Source organism: Homoserinimonas sp. A520 (assembly GCF_054489245.1).
In genome coordinates this window covers 685,941-705,198 of sequence record NZ_JBTMWX010000001.1, presented here as the reverse complement: position 1 = coordinate 705,198, position 19,258 = coordinate 685,941, and the positions used below count along the sequence as shown (strand labels likewise).

Here is a 19,258-nt window from a genome sequence, read left to right as displayed (position 1 = left end):
ATCGTCATAGTCACCCGACTGGTGCAAAGGGAGATCCTTGGGACTACTGGACAGCTTCGAGAAAGGTCTGGAGAAGGCGGTCAACGGCGCCTTCGCCAAGACCTTCAAGAGTGGTCTCCAGCCGATCGAGATCACCAGCGCACTTCGGCGCGAACTCGACACGAACGCCGCTGTCGTCGCGCGTGACCGCATCCTGGTCCCCAACCGCTTCGTCGTGCGCCTCGGACAAACCGATTATCAGCGGATGACCGGACTGGGCGACACCCTCATCGATGAGCTGACCCAACTGGTGCAACAGCACGCCGCAGCCCAGCACTACCAGTTCGCCGGCGGCATATCGATCAAGCTCAGCCAGGATGCGTCGCTCAGTGAGGGCATGATCCAGGTCGATTCCGAGAACGTGAAGGGTGCCGTCACCTGGACGCCCGTGCTGGACATCAACGGCAAGCGCCACCCGATCACCCGTTCCCGCACGGTGATCGGTCGCGGCCACGATGCGGACATCACGGTGGACGACACTGGAATCTCCCGCAAACACGTCGAAATCCTCTGGGACGGCAGCCGCGCCGAGGTCAACGACCTGGGCTCCACCAACGGCTCAGAACTGAACGGGGCCCGCATCACCCGCGCCCCGCTGCCCACCGATTCGGTGATCTCCATCGGCAGAACCCGTATTGTGTTCCGAGTGCTGGCCCAGGCGACACCCGTCGACCCGACCAGCACCGAACGTGGGGAAGGCCGGTAGATGAGCGCACTGACCCTCCTGTTGCTGAAGTTCGGCTTCCTGCTGCTGCTCTGGGCCTTCATCTTCTCCGTCGTCTACGCGCTGCGCTCCGACCTTTTCGGCGAGCGCGCCCGCCGACTCCCCGAGCAGAAGGCGGCGGCCCCAATGCCGGCGGCGGATGCTGCGCCTCGCCCGGTCGCATCCGTCCCAGCCAATTCGGCTCCGGCCGCAACCTCGGCGACGACCAGCCGACTGGTGATCACGTCCGGCGCCAAGGAGGGCCTCGAACTCCCGATCAGCAATGAGCCGCTGACCATCGGCCGGTCCAGCGAGAGCGGCCTGGTCATCCGGGACGACTACACCTCGACGCATCACGCGCGACTGGTGCTCTGGGGTGACGAGTGGGTCATCCAGGACCTGGACTCCACCAACGGCACGTTCCTGAACGGCAACCGGGTCAACGCGCCGACGCCGGTGCCGCTGAACACTCCAATCAAAATTGGAACGACCACCTTCGAGCTTCGGCGGTAGCTGAATGGCCACCACGGGCAGGAGTGCGGCGGTTTCGCACGTCGGGAAGATCCGCGCCAACAACCAGGACTCCGGCTACGCGGGCACCAACCTCTTCGTGGTGGCCGACGGCATGGGTGGCCACGCCGGCGGGGATGTCGCATCCGCTATCGCCATCAAACGCGTTGTCGAGGTCGACAAGTCGTTCGCCTCCCCGCACGATGCCGAGTTCGCCCTGCAGTCGGCACTACTGGCCGCTAACTCGCTCATCGCCGAGACCGTGTTCGAGCATCCGGAACTGACCGGAATGGGCACCACCGTCAGCGCCGTCCTCCGCCTGGGCGACAAGCTCGCGCTGGCACACATCGGCGACTCCCGCATCTACCGTTTCCGCTCCGGCAAACTGGAGCAGATCACCGCAGACCACACGTTCGTGCAGCGACTCGTCGACAGCGGACGCATCACGGCGGAGGAGGCCGCGGTGCACCCGCGCCGGTCAGTGCTCATGCGCGTGCTCGGCGACGTCGACGCCTCCCCGGAGATCGACACCACCGTGATCGACACCCAGCCTGGGGATCGCTGGTTGCTCTGCTCCGACGGGCTCAGCAGTTACGTCTCCGATGACAAGATCATGACTGCGCTGAAGTCGGTGGCAGATCCGGATGCCGCCGCGAGCCGCCTGGTCAAGGATGCTCTCGACCAGGGGGCGCCAGACAACGTCACTGTGGTCATCGTCGACATCGGCGACGACCCGAGTTCGGCCATGTCACCGCCGAAATTGGTCGGGTCGGCCGCCGAGCCGCTCTCGTTCGAGGCCGCGATCGTGCGAAAGCCGCTGCGCCTGCCCACGCTGCTGCTGCACCCGCTCAAGTCCACGCTGCACGAGGACAGCCACTTCGAACCGGAGTCCGACGAGTACCTGCAGGAACTCATCGCCGAGGACCGCCGCAGGCATCGCCGCCGGCGCATAACCTGGCTGGTTGCCATCGCGCTGGTCATCGCCCTGCTGGTGACCCTGCTGGTAGCCGGTTACCGCTGGACGCAGACCCACTACTTCGTCGGGCCCAACGGGTACACGATCGCGATCTTCAAGGGCGTGCAGCAGGACATCGGGCCGATCAAGCTGTCGAGCGTCTACGAGGTGACGAGCATCCAGCTGAACGAGCTTTCACCCTTCGAGCGACAGCAGGTCGAAGAGACCATCACTGCTGACAACCTCGAGGATGCCCGCGACATTGTGAAGCGGTTGGCCAATGTCAGCCGGTAGCAACGCGCGCACCGCACCGGTGGCGGCTGGGGCGACGCCGGAGCGCAACACCTTCACCCAGTCGATCAAGCTGAAGCTCCGCGTGCCAGCGCGCCTCCGCAACCGGGAGCTCGTGCTGTTGCTGTTCGCGTGCGCGATCAACGGTGCCGCCATGGTCCTGGTGCAATTGGGCGCCCAGGGTGAGGTCGACAGCAGCCTGCTCGTGCTGGGCGGCGGGCTCGCGGTGCTGGTGCTCGGAATGCACGTCGCGTTGCGTTTCGTCGCCAAAGAGGCGGACCCGTTCCTGCTGCCCATCGCCACCGTTCTCAACGGGCTTGGCATCGCCGAGATCTATCGCATCGACATCGCCTACGGAGACGCCGGCTGGGATGCCGCGGGCATCCGCCAGATCGCCTGGACCGGTCTCGCCATCGCTGTCGCCCTCGCAGTGATCCTGCTCATCCGCAACCATCGTGTTCTCGCGCGTTACCGCTACGTCGCCATGTTCACCGGCATCGTGCTCCTCCTCCTGCCGATGCTTCCCTTCATCGGCCACGAACAGTTCGGCGCCCAGCTGTGGATCAGGGTCGGCGGCTTCACCTTCCAGCCTGGCGAGCTGGCGAAGCTCTGCCTCGCCGTCTTCTTCGCGGCCTACCTGGTCGAAAGCCGTGACTCGCTCTCCCTGGTGGGAAAGAAGTTCCTGGGGATGCGGTTCCCCCGAGTGCGTGACCTCGGGCCGATCCTCGTCATCTGGGCCGCCTCGATGGCCGTCCTCATCTTCCAGCGCGACCTCGGCACGTCGCTGCTCTACTTCGGCCTCTTCCTGGTGGTGCTCTACGTCGCGACCGGCCGCGGCAGCTGGATCGCGATCGGCCTCGTGCTCTTCGCCGGTGGCGCGCTGATCGCCAGCCAAACGTTCAGCCACGTCCAGACCAGGATCGACGGATGGCTCGACCCGTTCAACGACGCCATGGGTGGCAGCTTTCAAATGGTGCAGGGGCTGTTCGGCCTCGCCAACGGAGGGCTCGTCGGCACCGGACTCGGCCAGGGCAGGCCCGACCTTGTTCCGGTAGCCCAGAGCGACTTCATCATCGCCAGCCTCGGCGAGGAGCTCGGGCTCGCAGGGCTCTTCGCGATCCTCGCCCTGTACCTGCTGTTCGTGTCTCGCGGATTCCGCATCGGCTTCGCCGGCCAGGATGACTTCGGCCGCCTTCTCGCCGTCGGCCTGTCCTTCGTCGTCGCCCTGCAGGTCTTCATCGTGATCGGCGGCGTCACGCGCGTCATTCCGCTCACCGGGCTGACCACACCATTCCTGGCCGCAGGCGGTTCGGCGCTGGTCGCCAACTGGATCATTGTCGCGGTGCTGTTGAGACTGTCCGACAGCCTCCGCAACCAACCTCGGCTGGTGGTCGGCTGATGAGCGAGGTGAGCGGCGGAATGAACAAGGAACTGAAGCGGGTCAGTGTCGCGGTCCTCCTGATGTTCGTGGCACTCCTGACATCCGGTTCCATCATCACGGTGTTCCAGGAAGACAACCTGCGGGCTGACAGCCGCAACGTGCGCACCCTGTATGACAGCTTCTCGGCCGAACGTGGCCCACTGCTGGTCGACGGTGCTCCGATCGCGCACTCGGTACCGGTGGACGATGACTTCAAGTTCCTCCGCACCTACACGAACCCCGAGCTCTATGCCGCCGTCACCGGTTACTTCACGCTGAACCAGGGCAACGCCGGGGTTGAGGGCTCCATGAACGAGGTGCTCAGCGGAACCGCTGACAGCCAGTTCCTCGACCACATCAACTCCATCCTGACCGGCAAGAGCCCCAAGGGTGCCGCCGTCGAACTGACCATCGACCCGGTCGCGCAGCAGGCGGCCTGGGATGCGCTGGGCGACCACACCGGTGCCGTCATCGCCATCAATCCGAAAACCGGCGCCATCATCGCCATGGTGTCGAAGCCCTCCTACGACCCGAACCTGCTTGCCAGTCACGACACCTCGTCGGTGATCGACACCTACAACCAGCTCCTTGAAGCGCCGGGAGATCCGCTCTTCAACCGGACGATTTCCGGTGATCTCTACCATCCGGGTTCCGTGTTCAAGGCGTTGGTCGCTTCGGCGGCACTCGACAGCGGCCAGTTCACCCCGGAGACCACCGTCCCCAACCCGCCCTCGCTGCAACTGCCGCTGTCGTCCTCGGTCATCTACAACGCCGGCCGCTCCACCTGCGGTGGCACACCTGAAGTGACCCTCGCCGACGCGTTCCGCCTCTCCTGCAACATTCCCTTCGCCCAGATCGGCGCCGCCCTCGGCGAAGACGTCATCGCCGAGTACGCGGATGCTTTCGGGTACGGCCAGCGCATCCAGGTACCGATGACGGCATCCGCCAGCAACTACCCGAAGGGAATGGACGCGCCGCAATTGATGCTCTCGTCGTTCGGCCAATCCAACGTTCGGGTAACGCCGCTGCAGATCGCGATGACGACTGCGGCGATCGCCAATGGTGGCGTGCTCATGCAGCCCACCCTCATCGAGAGCGTGATCGCCCCTGACCTGACCGTCATCGAGCCATTCCAGGAAGAGGTGTTCAGTGAGCCGATCAGCGCTCAGACCGCCGCAACCGTCGCCGCGATGATGGTCAACAACGTGAGCAATGGGGCCGCCAGTTCTGCAAGAATAAGCGGAGTCGAAGTCGGTGGAAAGACCGGTACAGCACAGAACAGTGAAGGCAGCGCGAACACCCTGTGGTTTACCGGATTCGCCCCTGCCAGCGACCCACAGATTGCGATTGCCGTGGTCGTCGAAAACCAAGAAGAAGGTTTCGGCGACAGCGTCGCGTCGCCGATCGCGAGAAAAGTCATTGAGGCGGTGCTGAGCAAATGAGACCCACGAGTGGCCTCACTTTCGGTGGACGGTACCAACTGTCGTCACGAGTGGCGATCGGGGGCATGGGCGAGGTCTGGCAGGCGACCGACCTGGTGATCGGGCGCACCGTCGCCATCAAGATCCTCAAAGACGAGTACATGGGCGACCCGGGCTTCCTCGAGCGCTTCCGCGCCGAGGCCCGCCATGCTGCGCTGGTCAACCATGAGGGCATCGCCAACGTCTTCGACTACGGCGAGGAGGAGGGCAGCGCCTACCTGGTGATGGAGCTCGTTCCCGGTGAGGCCCTCTCCGCCGTGCTCGAGCGCGAACGAGTACTCTCTACCGACCGCGTGCTCGACATCGTGGCGCAAACGGCCTCAGCACTGCACGCCGCCCACTCGGCCGGCCTGGTGCATCGCGACATCAAGCCCGGCAACCTGCTGATCACACCGGATGGCCGCGTCAAGATCACCGACTTCGGCATCGCACGCATCGCCGACCAGGTTCCGTTGACCGCGACCGGCCAGGTGATGGGAACCGTGCAGTACCTGTCCCCAGAGCAGGCCAGCGGACATCCGGCCTCCCCCGGCACCGACATCTACTCGCTGGGCATCGTCGCCTATGAGGCGCTGGCCGGCCGACGCCCGTTCACCGGCGAGTCGCAGGTTGCCATCGCGATGGCCCAGATCAACGACCAGGCGCCGGAGCTGCCATCCACCGTCTCCGAGCCGGTCCGCAACCTGGTCTACTCGTGCATCTCGAAGTCACCGGCCGAACGGCCGGCCTCCGCCGCCCACCTGGCCCGCGCGGCACAATCGCTGCGCCGCGGTGACGTTGCCGGGGCATCCGCTGCCGTCCCCGGAATCGGTGGAACCGGCGCGCTGCTCGGGCTCGGCGCAGCCGCTGGTGCCACGCAGGCCACCCGGGTGCTGTCATCCGTCAACGACGGGGCAACCGGAAACGTCGCCACGAAACCGACAGAGTCGAAGACCAGGAGCCCGTGGACCTGGCCGCTCATCGCACTCATCGGCATCCTGCTGGTGGTGCTCATCGGCACCATCATCGCGCTGGTCGTCTCACCGGATGACGAGGTCGAACCACGCGAGACCACCACCAGGGGCCAGACCGCGACGACGCCACCACCCACCACGGCGAGCAACACCGTTGCCGTGAATGCGGAGGACTTCATCGGCCTGAACCGCGAGCAGGCTCAGGCGCTGCTCGACGAGCTCGAACTGAACATGAACGCGCTCGACGGCGACATCGCCACGGACCCCAACAACCAGGGCCTGGTGCAGCGGATCAACCCGACCGGCCCGGCCATCCCCAAGGGCAGCACGATCGACGTCTACTTCTGGACGAATATCCCACCACCCTCCAAGCCGGCAACCGCATCCATGCCGGCCGAGTTCGAGTTCACCGACGGTACAACCACCTTCACGGCGTCCTGGCCGATCTATGAGGGCTGCCCTCCTGGGACGACCCGCACCGCCTACCGGGCGACCGTCACCGGAGCCACCATGGAAGGCTTCACCAACGGTGGTTTCATCCCGCCGGGCGTGCAGCAATTGCAGGTGCGACCCACCGGCCCGGGCACGGTGACCTTCACCTACCTCGCCGAATGCTCCGGAACGGCATCCCCGCCCTCCGACCCGGCGACCACTGCCGTTACTGAGGAGACGCCGCCGCCCGACGGCGAGTAGCCGACCTGACCTACTAAGCTTGCAGGGCTGTTGCCGTGCGACCTGGAGACCAATGTGACTGAAGATACTCGGCTGCTGGCCGGCAGGTATCAGGTTGGTGCGCTCATCGGCCGTGGCGGCATGGCGGATGTCCATGTCGGCACCGATTCCCGGCTTGGCCGCCGGGTGGCGGTCAAGCTGCTCAAGCCATCGTTGGCCACCGACCCGAAGTTCCGCCTGCTGTTCCGCGAGGAGGCGCAGAAGGCTGCCCGCATGGCGCACCCGACGATCGTGCGCGTGTTCGACGCCGGCGAAGAAACCGTGCGCGACTCCATGGGCATCGAGACCCAGGTGCCGTTCATCGTCATGGAATACGTCGACGGCCGACTACTCAAGGACATCATCGCCGACGGCCCGCTCGAGCCTCGTGAAGCGGTTCGCATCATCGACGGCGTTCTGACCGCGCTCGAGTACAGCCACCGCGCCCTGGTCGTGCACCGCGACATCAAGCCCGGCAACGTGATGATCACGCAAAACGGCCAGGTCAAGGTGATGGACTTCGGCATCGCCCGCGCCGTGTCCGACAACTCGGCAACCGTCGCAGACACCAGTGCCGTGCTCGGTACCGCCCAGTACTTCTCCCCGGAGCAGGCCCGCGGCGAGACTGTTGACGCCCGCACCGACCTGTACTCGACCGGCGTCGTACTGTTCGAACTCCTCACCGGTCGTCCGCCCTTCCGCGGCGAGCGCCCGGCCGCCGTGGCCTACCAGCACATCAGCGAGGCGGCCGTGGCCCCGAGCACGCTGAACCCCCAGGTGTCGCCGGCGCTCGACGCCGTCGTGCTGCACGCCTTGAGCAAGGACAAGTTCGAGCGCTTCCAGACGGCATCCGACTTCCGCTCCGACCTGGAGGCAGCCGCAAAGGGCGAGCTCCCAACCCGCAAGCTTCCTCCGGTCGCCGACTTCAACTCAACGCTGTTCGGGGTCAACCCCAGCGCGACCGCCGGTTCGGAGGCGACCATGCGGCAGCTGGCCTCCGACAGCCGCGAGCGCACCGTGAAGACCCAGAACCGGCCTCCGGTTGCCTGGATCTGGGCGGGCGTCACCGTGATGATCGCTGTGTTGATCGCCCTCGGCTTCTGGGTGTCCAACCTGACGTCGCCCGACATCGGCGAGAAGCTCTCCATCGAGGTGCCGCAGGTGGTCGGCGCACAGTATGAGAGTGGCGAACAGACCCTGGCCGACCTGGGACTGGTTCCCAGCCGGTTCGATGAACCAGATCCGGATGCCGCTGTCGGCGAGATCATCAGGACCGACCCGCCGGCAGGAACCCGGGTCGGTGACGGCCAGGTCATCAAGGTCTATGTGTCGCAGGGCAAGGAATCAGTGGATGTCCCCAAGGTGGTGAACCTCACCACCGAGGCTGCCGTAGCAGCGATAGAGGCCGCTGGGCTGACCTTTGCCGCGACCAATCAAGAGAACCACGCGTCAGTCCCTGCCGGTACGGTCATCCGCAGCGACCCGGAAGCCGGCACCCAGGTCAAGGAGGGCGATCCCGTCACGCTGTACGTCTCCAGCGGGAACGTGACAGTCCCCGACGTGAAGGGGCAGCCGATCGGTACCGCGAGTTCGACGCTCAGGGGGATCGGCCTCAACGTCACCGACCTGGTGGCGGATAAGGAGTGTAGCGGGGGGACGGTCACCGGTCAGTCGCTGGCGCCCGGTAACCACCCGCAACGTTCCGATATCTCGCTCACCTACTGCTCCGGCGGTGAGTAGACCCCTGGCTGAGAAACCTGCTGTCAGTCCAGGCTGACCAGCGGGCTCAGCCCGACCGCCCGATCGCGTGCCTCCGGCAGCCCGGCGAGAGCCAGCCAATTGGCGAGCAGCTGGTAGCCGCCTTCGGTGAGCACCGACTCGGGATGGAATTGCACCCCGAAGACCGGCGCCGACACGTGCCGCAGGCCCATGATCACTCCACCGGTGGTGCGGGCGTTCACCATGAGCGTGTCCGGCACGGTGTCCTCCACCACCGCCAGCGAGTGGTACCGCGTTGCCGTGAACGGCTGCGGTACACCGGCGAAGAGCTCCGGATCGTCATGGGTGACGACAGAGGTCTTGCCGTGCATCAGCTCATCGGCATTGGTGACGGTCGCGCCCAGGGCTTCGGCGATGGCCTGATGGCCGAGACAGACACCGAGCAGCGGCAGGCCACTGTCGAGGGCGTGCCGAACGAGCGAGATCGACACTCCGGCCCTGGCCGGCGTGCCCGGTCCCGGGGACAGGAGCACACCGTCGAACCCGTCCAGGCGTGAGGGGATCTCTTCGGCGGTGAAGCTGTCGTTTCTCATCACTTCGGTTTCCGCACCCAGCTGCTGAAGGTATCCGTTCAGCGTGTAGACGAAGCTGTCGTAGTTGTCGACGACGAGGATGCGGGTCATTCCTCCACCGTAACTTCATAGGTGTTCACAAACGAATTCAGCCAGGGAAAGAGGAACATGACGAGGAGGAGGATCACCAGCGCCATCAGGATGACGGCCAACACGATGCGGAGCCACAGTGGACCGGGCAGCAGTCGCCAGAGGAAGGCGTACACGCTAGGCCTCCCCGATTTTTTCGGCCAGCTCGGCGGGCATCCCCGCTGAGGTCGGTTGCCAGTGCTCGAACACGCCGTACGCGATGATGCGTTCAGCGGCGGAGAACATCGGATTGCAACTGGTGAGTGTGATCACCCGGTCCAGCGGGTCGATTCCTGGTGCCTGCGGAACCGGTTCGAGAACACCCACCCCGGTCGGCCAGACGTACTCCATGGTGCGGAACGCGTAGGTGTACCAGCCGTCCGTGGTCTGCACATACAGCTTGTCACCGACCCTCAGATCGGCGATCTGCTTGAACGGAGCACCATGGGTCGTGCGGTGGGCTGCCAACGCGAAATTGCCCAACTCGCCCGGTAATTGCGTCTCCGGGTAATGGCCGATGCCCAGGTCCCGGTTGTTGAGAACGGATGCGAGGCTCACCCCTTCCCCGATCGCCCGAACATAGTCCGCACCGAAGCGGGGGACGTACAGGGTGGCGAAGCCGGTGCCGGCGCGCGGAGCTGGGGTGACCACCGGCTCGCCGAAGTCCACGGTGCCGGCGTCCGGGGAGGGCGGCACCGGCGGGGCCCCGGGAGTTCGCCATTGGTCCTCGAGTTCGAGGGCGCTGCTCCGCTGCTCCTGGCCGACCACCAGGTCGTTGAGCCAGAGCTGCCACCCGATGAAGAGAAAGCAGATGACGCCGGCCGTGATGAAGAGTTCACCGATAACGCTGATGATCCCGAGCGCCCTCCGCCCGCTGCGGCGTTTGACGCGGTCACCGGCATTCATGCACCCGATTCTACGGCTCAGCGCACGCTCTCCCGGGCCGGTCAGGCCGGGTGCAGGGCTTTCAGGCTAGAATTCGGGCATGGCCAGAACGAAAACGCAGAAGACCGTTGAGCGTCCGCAGGCGACCCGCCCAGGTGAAAAGGGTCCGAACCCGGTCTGGTTCAAGCCGATCATGTTCGGTCTCATGCTTCTGGGCCTCGCCTGGATCATCGTCTACTACGTCAGCCAGAGCACCCTTCCGATCGCCAACCTGGGCGATGCCAACATTCTGGTCGGCTTCGGAATCCTCTTCGTAGGCTTCCTGATGACCACCCGCTGGCGCTAGCGTGTAACCCGTTTCCCGGCAAGGGGGACAGTTACACGGATGTAACTATCCCCACTGTGGAAACTCCTGTGGATAACTAGCCGCCAGCTTCTAGCCGAGCAGCCGCGGCACCAGCGTTGCCGCACCCAGGATGATGATCACGACCAGCAGCGCCAGCACTCCCAGGAGCAGCAATCGCTGTCGCCCCGCCTGCCGCGGAGACCTGGTCTTCATCAGGACCCAGGCAACCAGACCGCCAACGAGCAGGCCTCCCAAGTGCGCCTGCCAGGAGATGTTCGAGCCCGGAATGAACCCGATCACCAGGTTGAGGCCGATCACGATCAGCAACTGTGTGGCGTTGCCTCCCAGGCCGCGCTGGATGACGAACATCGCAGCGAACAGTCCGAAGACTGCTCCGGATGCACCGACCACCCAGGTGTCCGGCGACAGCCACAGCACAGCCGCCGAGCCACCGAGCCCACTCAACAGGTACAGCGTGAGGAACCGCCACCGGCCAAGCGCTGGTTCCAGCATCCGCCCGAACAACCACAGGGCGTAACCGTTGAACAGGATGTGGAAGATCGAGCCCTGCGAGTGCACGAAGGTGGACGTGAGCATCCGCCACGGCTCAGAGGTGGTGAGCACCGGGTGGTAGGCGAGCGCCTGCGTTACCGCCCCGCCTGAGATTTGCTGGAGGAGGTAGACGACAACGCAGATTGCGAGAATCGTGTAGGTGACGACCGGTGCGCCACCATGGCGCGCCCGGTTGATGGCCGTGACGATGGCAGGCTTCCTCTTGGGAGCGCTGTTACGCGCTTCCTGGCGACATTCCGGGCAGTGCACACCGACGGCCGCCTGCGTCTGGCATTCCGGGCAGACCGTACGCCCGCACCGCTGGCAGAGGATGTAACTCTCGCGGTCCGGGTGTCGGTAGCAGTAGTTGTCGGAGCTGCCCAACTGCTCATTCACCCGCTGGTCACTCACCTGCTAGTTCCGGGGTCAGACTTCGTCGATGGTGATGCTGTTGATGACAACGTCTTCGAGCGGCTTGTCACGGCCATCCTTCTTGACGTTCTCGATCTTCTTGACGACAGCCTTCGACTCCTCGTCTTCGACCTTGCCGAAAATGGTGTGCTTGCCTTGCAGCCAGGTGGTCGGCACCGTGGTGATGAAGAATTGCGACCCGTTGGTACCGCGGCCCATCTGGATGCCTGCGTTAGCCATGGCCAGCACGTACGGCTCGTTGAAGTTCAGTTCGGAGTTGATCTCGTCATCGAACTGATAGCCGGGGCCACCGGTTCCCTGGCCGAGCGGGTCGCCGCCCTGGATCATGAAGTCGTCGATGATGCGGTGGAAGATCACGCCGTCGTACAGCGGGTCTTTGGAGACCTTGCCGGTCGCCGGGTGGGTCCATTCGATCTGTCCGCTCGCAAGGCCGATGAAGTTGGCGACGGTCTTGGGCGCATGGTTTGCCAACAGGTTGACCTTGATGTCGCCGAGCGAAGTGTGGAGGGTTGCTACATGTGTGTGAAGGGGCATCGCACCAGTATTTCATTGTTGGCGGGCGACCCTGCACAGCCAATCCCCAGTATGTTCACAGGGGGCCGCATGCAAGGATGGGAAAGCTCTTCCGTATACCAGCACTGGAGGAATCTCATGGGACTGTCACGCAAACGTGAACGCGAATTGAAGAAGCTGCGCCACTCGGCTTCGGAACTGTGGGAAGACCAACGGGAAGTGCTCGAGCACGCCAGCAATGTCGTGCGTGAGGCGGGAAAACAGGTCGGCTACCTCGGGCGTGAGCAAGTGGTTCCGAAGGTGCGGGGAACGATCGACCACCGGATCAAGCCCACCGTGGCATCCGGTGTCGCCGCCACCAGGCATGTCGCCGGTTCGGCCCGCGACAAGGTGGCCCACGATGTCTTCCCCTCGGTGGCGTCCGCGATCGCATCCGCCCTCGCCGTCATCGAGGTGGCAAAGGACGCCAAGGTCAAGGAAGCCAGCCGCCAGCTTGCCAGGGCGGGCGATAAGGCCTCGAAGGCCGGCCGCAAGGTGGGTAAGAAGGTGGGGATCGTGAAGAAGGAGCCGCACAAGGGTCCCGGCCGTTACATCCTCCTCGGCCTCGGCGTCGTGGCAGCGGCCAGTGTCGCCTATGCGGCCTGGCAGACCCTGCGTGAAGACGACAACCTCTGGATCTCGGACGAGTTCGAGGACTCCCCCGCCAAGCTCGAGGCCCTGTAGCGCCCTACTTCTCGTACACGTCCGGCACGCCGTCTGCGTCGGCGTCTATTCGTGCCAGCCGATCGATTTCGCGGTAGCGCCTGTTTCGGGCGACGAGGATGGTGCTGGCCAGACCGGCCGCCAAGACCGATGCGGCGAGGATGGCGACCTTCGCGTCGTCTCCGTGGGTGGTACCCAGTCCAAAACTGAGTTCCCCGATGAGAAGCGAAACAGTGAAGCCGATTCCGGCGAGGAGCGCAACGCCGGTCAGGTCAACCCACCGTACGGTGTCATCGAGCGTGGCGCGCGTCACCCGGGTCACCACCCAGGTTGTTCCCACAATTCCGATCGGCTTGCCGGCGACCAGGGCGACGATGATCCCCAGGGTCACCGGGTCGCTGAGCGCTGAGGTGAAGCCCTCCGGGCCCCCCAGGGCGACCCCGGCGGAGAAGAACGCGAAGATGGGAACCGCGATGCCGGCCGACAACGGCCGGAACCGGTGCTCGAAGTGTTCCGCCAGCCCCGGACCGGCGTCCGGTCCACCCCTGGCTGCACTCCGGATGACAGGAACCGTGAACCCGAGAATGACCCCGGCGATCGTGGCATGGATTCCGGATGCGTGCAGCAGCGCCCACGCGACGAGCCCGATCGGCAGCAGGATCCACCAGGCCGCCGCCGGGTGCTCTCCGAAGAATGGCCGGCACCGCTGCACCAGGAAGAGGAACAGGCCGACGGGGACGAGGAAGAGCGCCAAGGGTATGGCGCTGACATCCTCGGTGTAGAAGATGGCGATGATCCCGATGGCGAGGAGATCGTCGACCACGGCCAGGGTCAGCAGGAAGATTCGCAGGGCACTGGGCAGGTGCGAGCCGATGATGGCGAGCACCGCAACGGCGAAGGCAATATCGGTTGCGGTGGGGATGGCCCAGCCGCGAACCGCTTCCGCGTTGCTCCAGTTGAAGGCGACGAAGATGAGAGCCGGGATCGCCACTCCGCCGACGGCTGCCGCAATCGGCACCACCGCCTTGCTGAACTGGCGCAGGTCACCCGCCACGAACTCTTTCTTCAGCTCCAGCCCGACCAGGAAGAAGAAGACGGCGAGCAGGCCGTCGGATGCCCACTGCCCGAGGCTCAGCTCCAGATGCCATGGTTCGTAGCCGAGGCGGAAGTCGCGAAGGGCGAAGTAGCTTTCGGATGCCGGCGAGTTCGCCCAGACCAGCGCGATGATGGCGGCCGCAACCAGCAGCGCTCCCCCGACAGTCTCCTTGCGCAGGATTTCTCCGACGCGTAACGCTTCGGAGTAGCTGCCCAGTCCGAAGAGTCGGGGTCGGCGATCGGAGTTGCTCACAGGGTTCCTTCTGGGTCGACGAACAATCTGCCGACCAGACTTCCCGGCTCACCGATTGTGAGTCTACCGGCCACGGTTCGTGGCCAACGCGGCCGCGAGGAAAGTTTCCACACTGTGGAGGGAGCTGGGGATAACTACACCGGTGTAATTCGCTGCCGAACAGGCGACCAATAGCCATCCGGGAGTCGCCGTCGCGCCAGCCAGCCGGAATTGCCTATGCGAGGATAGTTCTGGATCGAACGGGTCGACCTCGGAACGTGGCCGTTCCGCTCCTAGGATGAGTGAGTGTGACGAGTGACGACTGATTCGCGGGCTGGTTCGTTCCGGAATCTCGCTTTTTCTCGGTACTTCTCGGCGGTGGCGATTGGTGCTTTCGGCACAGCACTGACGGCGGTCGCGATGCCGGTGCTGGTCGTCGATGTGCTCGGGGCGAGTGCGCTTGAGGTTGGGATCGTCAACGCGGCGCAGTTCGTTCCTTATGCGCTGCTGGGCCTGCTCGCTGGCGTGTACGTCGACCGTTGGCGGCGACAACGAGTACTTGTGTGGGCAAGCTTGGGGCGCGCCGTGAGCCTTGCGCTCATCCCCACATGTTGGATCGTCGGGGTGTTGCACCTCTGGATGCTCGTGCTGTTGCTCCTCCTGTTCGGCGCCTTCTCCGTTTTCGGCTTCGCCGCCACGCAGTCGCTGTTGCCGCAGATCGTCGAACGGCGCGCGCTGCGAAGCGCGAACGCGCGACTCGATCAGGCAGAGGCGGTCGCGCAGACGGCCGGTCCCACCCTTGGCGGCCTTTTGGTCGGCACCATTGGTGCGCCGTTCGCCATAGCCGTGGATGCCGTGACCTACGTCGCCGACGCCGTTCTGATTGCCGGACTACGCGTTACGGAATCCGTGCGGCGAGAGTCACGTCAGCGTTCCGTTCGACGCGAGGTGATCGAAGGGCTGCACTGGACGTATCGTCATCGCGTTCTGGGTCCGCTCGCGTGGTCTACGCATCTATGGTTCTTCGCGAACGCCGCTGCGCTTACCGTGCTGGCGGTCTTCACCTTGCGGACTCTGGATTTCGCGGCGTTCGTCTACGGTCTATTGTTCGCCGTGGGGGGCATCGCAACCCTGGTCGGGGCCACTCTCTCCTCACGTTTTGGTGCCCTATATGGTTCGGGTGCCACGATCATTGTCGGCCGAGCCATCTATCCCGTCGCGTGGACCCTGGTCGCACTCGCGCCTGTCGGGGGCCGACCGCAGTCGGACGCTGTCGCCGTCGCTCTTGTCTTCTCCGCATTTGCGCTTCAAGGGGTGGCGAGCGGACTGGAGAACGCAAATGAGATGAGCCTCCGCCAGGGGCTGACCCCCGATGCCTTGCTCGGCCGAGTGAATGGCACCATGCGAGCTGCGAACCGCACGATGGGCGCCGTCGGCGCACTGACAGGTGGAGCTGCCGCGACGCTGCTCGGCGAGCGACCCACGCTCATTATCGCCGTTTGCCTCTTCGCGGCCGCATTCATGATCGCGATCGCTTCACCGCTGCGGACTGCGCGCGGCGATGAAGACACACCCGTCAGCTGAGATCCGGGCTTATCGCCGATTTCAGGTCTCGCCGTGCGTGTGGTTCTGAACTGTGGAGCCTAGGGGAATCGAACCCCTGACCTCCTGCTTGCAAAGCAGGCGCTCTACCAATTGAGCTAAGGCCCCGAACACATCGTGCGTGGGGATACCAGGACTTGAACCTGGGACCTCTTCGTTATCAGCGAAGCGCTCTAACCGCCTGAGCTATATCCCCGTGAGGGCAGATACGAGAGTATCGTACGCTGACCTGTTTTCTTAAATTGAGGGTTGAGATCTCGATACGATCGCCCGGCAGGGGCGATCACTCGATCTGAGCCGCGCCACGAGCTTCGCTCGCGACGTGGCTCAGTTGTTGGTGAAGCCGACCAGGAGCCCGCCGGTCAGCTTGACACTGAAGTTGTACAGCAACGCACCGATCGCGCCGAGGACGGTTCCCGCAACCATGTTGAGGAGGGCCACCACCAGCGAGAACAGCATCACCTGGGTGAGCGAGAAGGTGTCGATGAGCCGGAAGGTGCCCTCGCCGAGAATGTCGCCGAGCGTCTTGTCCAGGTCGGCGAAGATGCCGAGCGAGTTGAGAACAGTCCACACCAGGAAGGTGACGACAACGAGGATGATGCCGAGCGTCACAGTCACCAGGAAGGACAGCTTGATGGCCGACCAGAAGTCGATGTAGACCAACTTCAGGCGAACCTGCTTGGTCGCAACCGAGCGCTGCGACTTGCGCTGGAGCTTCTCTGCCACGCTACTCATCTACTGCCTCGTCTTTCGTCGTTTCGCCGGCGTCCTGGTCAGCCTCGAGTACGGCATCCTGAACTTCGAGATTGCGTTCACTGTTGCGCGCCACCGCGATGATCTTGTCGTCCTCGGCAAATCTGGCGAAGACAACACCCATGGTGTCACGTCCCTTGGCCGGGACCTCAGCGACAGAAGAGCGTACCACCTTGCCGCTGGCAAGAACCACAAGGACCTCGTCCTCGTCGCCGACGATCAACGCGCCGGCAAGGTCGCCCCTGGCCTCCTGCAGCTTGGCCACCTTGATGCCGAGACCACCACGGTTCTGGACGCGGTACTGGTCGACGGAGGTGCGCTTGGCGAAGCCACCCTCGGTGACCACGAAGACGAACCCTTCATCAGAAACGACGGATGCTGCGAGCAGCTGGTCCTCCGCCCTGAAGTGCATGCCGATCACGCCGGAGGTGGCGCGTCCCATTGGGCGGAGTGCATCATCCGTCGCCGTGAACCGCAGGGACATGCCCTTGCGCGACACCAGCAGCAGGTCGGAATCCTCCTCGACCAGCATGGCGGAAACCAGTTCGTCGCCATCGCGCAGGTTGATGGCGATGATGCCGCCTGAGCGATTGGTGTCGTACTCGCTGAGAGCCGTCTTCTTGATGAGGCCGCCCCTCGTCGCCAAGGCGAGGTACTGCGCAGCCTGGTAGTCCCTCATGTCGAGGATCTGGGCGATCTCCTCCTCCGGCTGGAGCGCCAGCAGGTTGGCCACGTGCTGGCCCTTCGCGTCGCGGCCGGCCTCCTGGATCTCGTAGGTCTTCGCGCGGTAGACGCGGCCCTTGTTCGTGAAGAACAACAGCCAATGGTGTGTGGTCGTCACGAACAGGTGCTCGACGACGTCGTCGGCGCGCAGCTGCGCACCGCGAACACCCTTGCCGCCACGGTGCTGGCTCCGGTAGTTGTCGCTGCGCGTGCGCTTGATGTAGCCGCCGCGGGTGACCGTGACCACCATCTCTTCGACCGGAATGAGGTCTTCCATGTTCATGTCGCCGTCGAACCCGAACATGATCTCGGTGCGCCGGTCGTCACCGAACTTGTCGATGATCTCGGTGAGCTCTTCGCTAATGATGTCGCGCTGCCGCTGCGGCTTGGCGAGGATGTCGTTGTAGTCGGCGATCTCGCGTTCGATCTGCTCGTTCTCGTCGATGATCTTCTGGCGCTCCAAGGCTGCCAGGCGGCGAAGCTGCAGGTCGAGAATCGCGCGAGCCTGCAGCTCGTCGACGCTCAGCAACTTCATCAGGCCTTCGCGGGCCTCTTCAACAGTCGGTGAGCGGCGGATGAGGGCGATCACCTCATCGAGCGCGTCCAGGGCTGCGAGGTAGCCGCGCAGGATGTGGGCGCGCTCCTCCGCCTTGCGGAGGCGGAACTGGGTGCGCCGCACGATGACGTCGATCTGGTGGGCGACCCAGTAGGTGATGAACCCGTCGATGGGGAGGGTGCGCGGGATGCCGTCGACGATCGCCAGCATGTTGGCGCCGAAGTTCTCCTGAAGCTGCGTGTGCTTGTAGAGGTTGTTCAGCACGACCTTCGCGACCGCGTCGCGCTTGAGCACGATCACCAGGCGCTGGCCGGTTCGTCCTGAAGTCTCGTCGCGGATGTCCGCGATGCCGGAGATCTTGCCTTCCTTCACCAGTTCGGCGATTTTCAGAGCAAGATTGTCGGGGTTCACCTGGTAGGGCAGCTCGGTGACCACCAGGCAGGTACGGCCCTGGAGTTCCTCGACGTTGATGACCGCCCGCATGGTGATGGACCCGCGGCCGGTGCGGTAAGCATCCTGAATGCCCTTGATACCCAGGATCTGTGCGCCGGTTGGGAAGTCTGGCCCCTTGATCCGCTGGAGCAACGCCTCGACCAGCTCCTCCTGGGTGGCATCCGGGTTGGCCAGGTGCCAGAGAGCACCGGCCCCAACCTCGCGCAGGTTGTGCGGCGGGATGTTCGTGGCCATGCCGACCGCGATACCGACAGAACCGTTCACCAGCAGGTTGGGGAACCGCGACGGCACGACCGACGGCTCCTGAGTGCGACCGTCGTAGTTGTCCTGGAAGTCGACGGTCTCCTCATCGATGTCCCGCACCATCTCCAGCGCGAGCGGCGCCATGCGGGTTTCGGTGTAACGGGGGGCTGCAGCACCGTCGTTGCCGGGTGAGCCGAAGTTGCCCTGCCCGGCGGCCAGCGGGTAACGCAGGCTCCACGGTTGCACCAGGCGCACCAGGGCGTCGTAGATGGAGGTGTCGCCGTGCGGGTGGAATTGGCCCATCACGTCGCCGACCACGCGCGAACTCTTCGAGAACGCCTTGTCCGGACGGTACCCGCCGTCGAACATGGCGTAGATCACCCGTCGGTGTACCGGCTTCAACCCGTCACGCACATCGGGCAGCGCACGGCCGACGATGACGCTCATCGCGTAGTCGAGGTACGACCGCTGCATCTCCAGCTGCAGGTCGACCTGCGTCACCTTGTCGTGCGTGAGGTCGATCTCCTTGCCCGGGATGTGGTCGTCTTCGACCGGGGTGTTGTCCGTGGGGGTTTCGTCAGCCATGTGCTCGTTCTCTACTTGTTCGTCGTCTTGAGTTCTGGAAGCCTGAGGTCTCGATACGACCGGCCGGAAGGGCCGGTCACTCGACCCTGATGGCGAAAATCGC

General features: G+C 64.5%; 18 protein-coding genes and 2 tRNA genes. 10 read left to right on the top strand and 10 right to left on the bottom strand.

The features are described from left to right. Nucleotides 1-37 precede the first annotated feature (37 nt). From ACX3PH_RS03625 to pknB, 7 genes are read left to right on the top strand one after another with little or no spacing between them, the layout of a single operon-like run. Nucleotides 38-745, top strand: coding sequence for an FhaA domain-containing protein (locus ACX3PH_RS03625; RefSeq protein WP_459089471.1), 708 nt, complete (start codon nt 38-40; stop codon nt 743-745). Next, nucleotides 746-1,255, top strand: a complete 510-nt coding sequence (locus ACX3PH_RS03620) for an FHA domain-containing protein FhaB/FipA (protein WP_459089469.1) — start codon at nt 746-748, stop codon at nt 1,253-1,255. It abuts the gene before it with no gap. A gap of 4 nt (nt 1,256-1,259) precedes the next feature. Beyond that, nucleotides 1,260-2,501 carry a Stp1/IreP family PP2C-type Ser/Thr phosphatase gene (locus tag ACX3PH_RS03615; protein ID WP_459089467.1) on the top strand — a complete coding sequence of 414 codons (1,242 nt, stop codon included), beginning with the start codon at nt 1,260-1,262 and terminating at the stop codon, nt 2,499-2,501. After that, nucleotides 2,488-3,897: an FtsW/RodA/SpoVE family cell cycle protein gene (locus ACX3PH_RS03610; RefSeq protein ID WP_459089465.1), complete on the top strand. Its 1,410-nt coding sequence runs from the start codon at nt 2,488-2,490 to the stop codon at nt 3,895-3,897. The genes ACX3PH_RS03615 and ACX3PH_RS03610 overlap by 14 nt, the downstream gene beginning before the upstream one ends. Nucleotides 3,898-3,917: 20 nt before the next feature. Further along, nucleotides 3,918-5,360, top strand: a complete 1,443-nt coding sequence (locus ACX3PH_RS03605) for a peptidoglycan D,D-transpeptidase FtsI family protein (protein WP_459089463.1) — start codon at nt 3,918-3,920, stop codon at nt 5,358-5,360. Then, nucleotides 5,357-7,045 (top strand): protein kinase domain-containing protein, encoded by a 1,689-nt coding sequence (locus tag ACX3PH_RS03600; RefSeq protein ID WP_459089461.1) that lies wholly within the window; start codon nt 5,357-5,359, stop codon nt 7,043-7,045. The genes ACX3PH_RS03605 and ACX3PH_RS03600 overlap by 4 nt, the downstream gene beginning before the upstream one ends. A 54-nt stretch (nt 7,046-7,099) precedes the next feature. After that, the gene (gene pknB, locus ACX3PH_RS03595; RefSeq protein WP_459089459.1) at nt 7,100-8,803 is read left to right on the top strand and encodes a Stk1 family PASTA domain-containing Ser/Thr kinase; all 1,704 of its coding nucleotides are present in this window, start codon (nt 7,100-7,102) and stop codon (nt 8,801-8,803) included. Nucleotides 8,804-8,826: 23 nt separating this feature from the next. On the opposite strand, the gene ACX3PH_RS03590 is transcribed toward pknB, so the two are convergent. The 3 genes from ACX3PH_RS03590 to ACX3PH_RS03580 are packed head-to-tail and all read right to left on the bottom strand — an operon-like array spanning nt 8,827 to nt 10,389. Further along, nucleotides 8,827-9,465, bottom strand: coding sequence for an anthranilate synthase component II (locus ACX3PH_RS03590; RefSeq protein ID WP_459089457.1), 639 nt, complete (start codon nt 9,463-9,465; stop codon nt 8,827-8,829). Next, the gene (locus tag ACX3PH_RS03585; RefSeq protein WP_459089455.1) at nt 9,462-9,620 is read right to left on the bottom strand and encodes a hypothetical protein; all 159 of its coding nucleotides are present in this window, start codon (nt 9,618-9,620) and stop codon (nt 9,462-9,464) included. Before ACX3PH_RS03585 ends, ACX3PH_RS03590 begins: the two co-directional genes overlap by 4 nt. 1 nt (nt 9,621) lies before the next feature. Then, complete coding sequence (locus ACX3PH_RS03580) at nt 9,622-10,389, bottom strand: class E sortase (protein ID WP_459089453.1); 768 nt, start codon at nt 10,387-10,389, stop codon at nt 9,622-9,624. Between the two features lie 79 nt (nt 10,390-10,468). Here ACX3PH_RS03580 and ACX3PH_RS03575 point away from each other — a divergent pair, with 79 nt between their 5' ends. After that, the gene (locus ACX3PH_RS03575; protein ID WP_459089451.1) at nt 10,469-10,714 is read left to right on the top strand and encodes a cell division protein CrgA; all 246 of its coding nucleotides are present in this window, start codon (nt 10,469-10,471) and stop codon (nt 10,712-10,714) included. Between the two features lie 90 nt (nt 10,715-10,804). On the opposite strand, the gene ACX3PH_RS03570 is transcribed toward ACX3PH_RS03575, so the two are convergent. Next, nucleotides 10,805-11,677 (bottom strand): rhomboid family intramembrane serine protease, encoded by an 873-nt coding sequence (locus tag ACX3PH_RS03570; protein WP_459089449.1) that lies wholly within the window; start codon nt 11,675-11,677, stop codon nt 10,805-10,807. A gap of 15 nt (nt 11,678-11,692) precedes the next feature. Beyond that, the gene (locus ACX3PH_RS03565) at nt 11,693-12,232 is read right to left on the bottom strand and encodes a peptidylprolyl isomerase (protein ID WP_459089447.1); all 540 of its coding nucleotides are present in this window, start codon (nt 12,230-12,232) and stop codon (nt 11,693-11,695) included. Nucleotides 12,233-12,349: 117 nt separating this feature from the next. Between ACX3PH_RS03565 and ACX3PH_RS03560 the strand changes: the two genes are divergently transcribed. Then, nucleotides 12,350-12,934: a hypothetical protein gene (locus ACX3PH_RS03560; protein WP_459089445.1), complete on the top strand. Its 585-nt coding sequence runs from the start codon at nt 12,350-12,352 to the stop codon at nt 12,932-12,934. Between the two features lie 4 nt (nt 12,935-12,938). Here ACX3PH_RS03560 and nhaA read toward each other — a convergent pair whose 3' ends face one another. Further along, nucleotides 12,939-14,261: a Na+/H+ antiporter NhaA gene (nhaA, locus tag ACX3PH_RS03555; RefSeq protein WP_459089443.1), complete on the bottom strand. Its 1,323-nt coding sequence runs from the start codon at nt 14,259-14,261 to the stop codon at nt 12,939-12,941. 294 nt (nt 14,262-14,555) lie between these two features. On the opposite strand from nhaA, the gene ACX3PH_RS03550 reads away from it, so the two are divergent. Next, nucleotides 14,556-15,824 (top strand): MFS transporter, encoded by a 1,269-nt coding sequence (locus ACX3PH_RS03550; protein WP_459089441.1) that lies wholly within the window; start codon nt 14,556-14,558, stop codon nt 15,822-15,824. Nucleotides 15,825-15,877: 53 nt separating this feature from the next. Here the strand turns inward: ACX3PH_RS03550 and ACX3PH_RS03545 are convergent. The 4 genes from ACX3PH_RS03545 to gyrA all read right to left on the bottom strand — a co-directional run bounded on the left by ACX3PH_RS03545 (nt 15,878) and on the right by gyrA (nt 19,155). Next, nucleotides 15,878-15,950: transfer RNA gene (locus ACX3PH_RS03545), tRNA-Ala, on the bottom strand. A gap of 14 nt (nt 15,951-15,964) precedes the next feature. Then, nucleotides 15,965-16,038: transfer RNA gene (locus ACX3PH_RS03540), tRNA-Ile, on the bottom strand. Nucleotides 16,039-16,169: 131 nt separating this feature from the next. Beyond that, the gene (locus ACX3PH_RS03535; protein ID WP_459089439.1) at nt 16,170-16,577 is read right to left on the bottom strand and encodes a DUF3566 domain-containing protein; all 408 of its coding nucleotides are present in this window, start codon (nt 16,575-16,577) and stop codon (nt 16,170-16,172) included. Further along, nucleotides 16,570-19,155, bottom strand: coding sequence for a DNA gyrase subunit A (gene gyrA / locus ACX3PH_RS03530; protein WP_459089437.1), 2,586 nt, complete (start codon nt 19,153-19,155; stop codon nt 16,570-16,572). The genes ACX3PH_RS03535 and gyrA overlap by 8 nt, the downstream gene beginning before the upstream one ends. Between the last annotated feature and the right edge of the window lie 103 nt (nt 19,156-19,258).

Excerpts from the sequence above, each read along its gene's own strand:
- ACX3PH_RS03605 (WP_459089463.1), top strand. The coding sequence starts at position 3,918 with ATGAACAAGGAACTGAAGCGGGTCAGTGTCGCGGTCCTCCTGATGTTC.
- ACX3PH_RS03615 (WP_459089467.1), top strand. The coding sequence starts at position 1,260 with ATGGCCACCACGGGCAGGAGTGCGGCGGTTTCGCACGTCGGGAAGATC.
- ACX3PH_RS03535 (WP_459089439.1), bottom strand. The coding sequence starts at position 16,577 with ATGAGTAGCGTGGCAGAGAAGCTCCAGCGCAAGTCGCAGCGCTCGGTT.
- ACX3PH_RS03600 (WP_459089461.1), top strand. The coding sequence starts at position 5,357 with ATGAGACCCACGAGTGGCCTCACTTTCGGTGGACGGTACCAACTGTCG.
- ACX3PH_RS03560 (WP_459089445.1), top strand. The coding sequence starts at position 12,350 with ATGGGACTGTCACGCAAACGTGAACGCGAATTGAAGAAGCTGCGCCAC.
- ACX3PH_RS03565 (WP_459089447.1), bottom strand. The coding sequence starts at position 12,232 with ATGCCCCTTCACACACATGTAGCAACCCTCCACACTTCGCTCGGCGAC.
- gyrA (WP_459089437.1), bottom strand. The coding sequence starts at position 19,155 with ATGGCTGACGAAACCCCCACGGACAACACCCCGGTCGAAGACGACCAC.
- ACX3PH_RS03575 (WP_459089451.1), top strand. The coding sequence starts at position 10,469 with ATGGCCAGAACGAAAACGCAGAAGACCGTTGAGCGTCCGCAGGCGACC.
- ACX3PH_RS03610 (WP_459089465.1), top strand. The coding sequence starts at position 2,488 with ATGTCAGCCGGTAGCAACGCGCGCACCGCACCGGTGGCGGCTGGGGCG.
- ACX3PH_RS03590 (WP_459089457.1), bottom strand. The coding sequence starts at position 9,465 with ATGACCCGCATCCTCGTCGTCGACAACTACGACAGCTTCGTCTACACG.
- ACX3PH_RS03620 (WP_459089469.1), top strand. The coding sequence starts at position 746 with ATGAGCGCACTGACCCTCCTGTTGCTGAAGTTCGGCTTCCTGCTGCTG.
- ACX3PH_RS03580 (WP_459089453.1), bottom strand. The coding sequence starts at position 10,389 with ATGAATGCCGGTGACCGCGTCAAACGCCGCAGCGGGCGGAGGGCGCTC.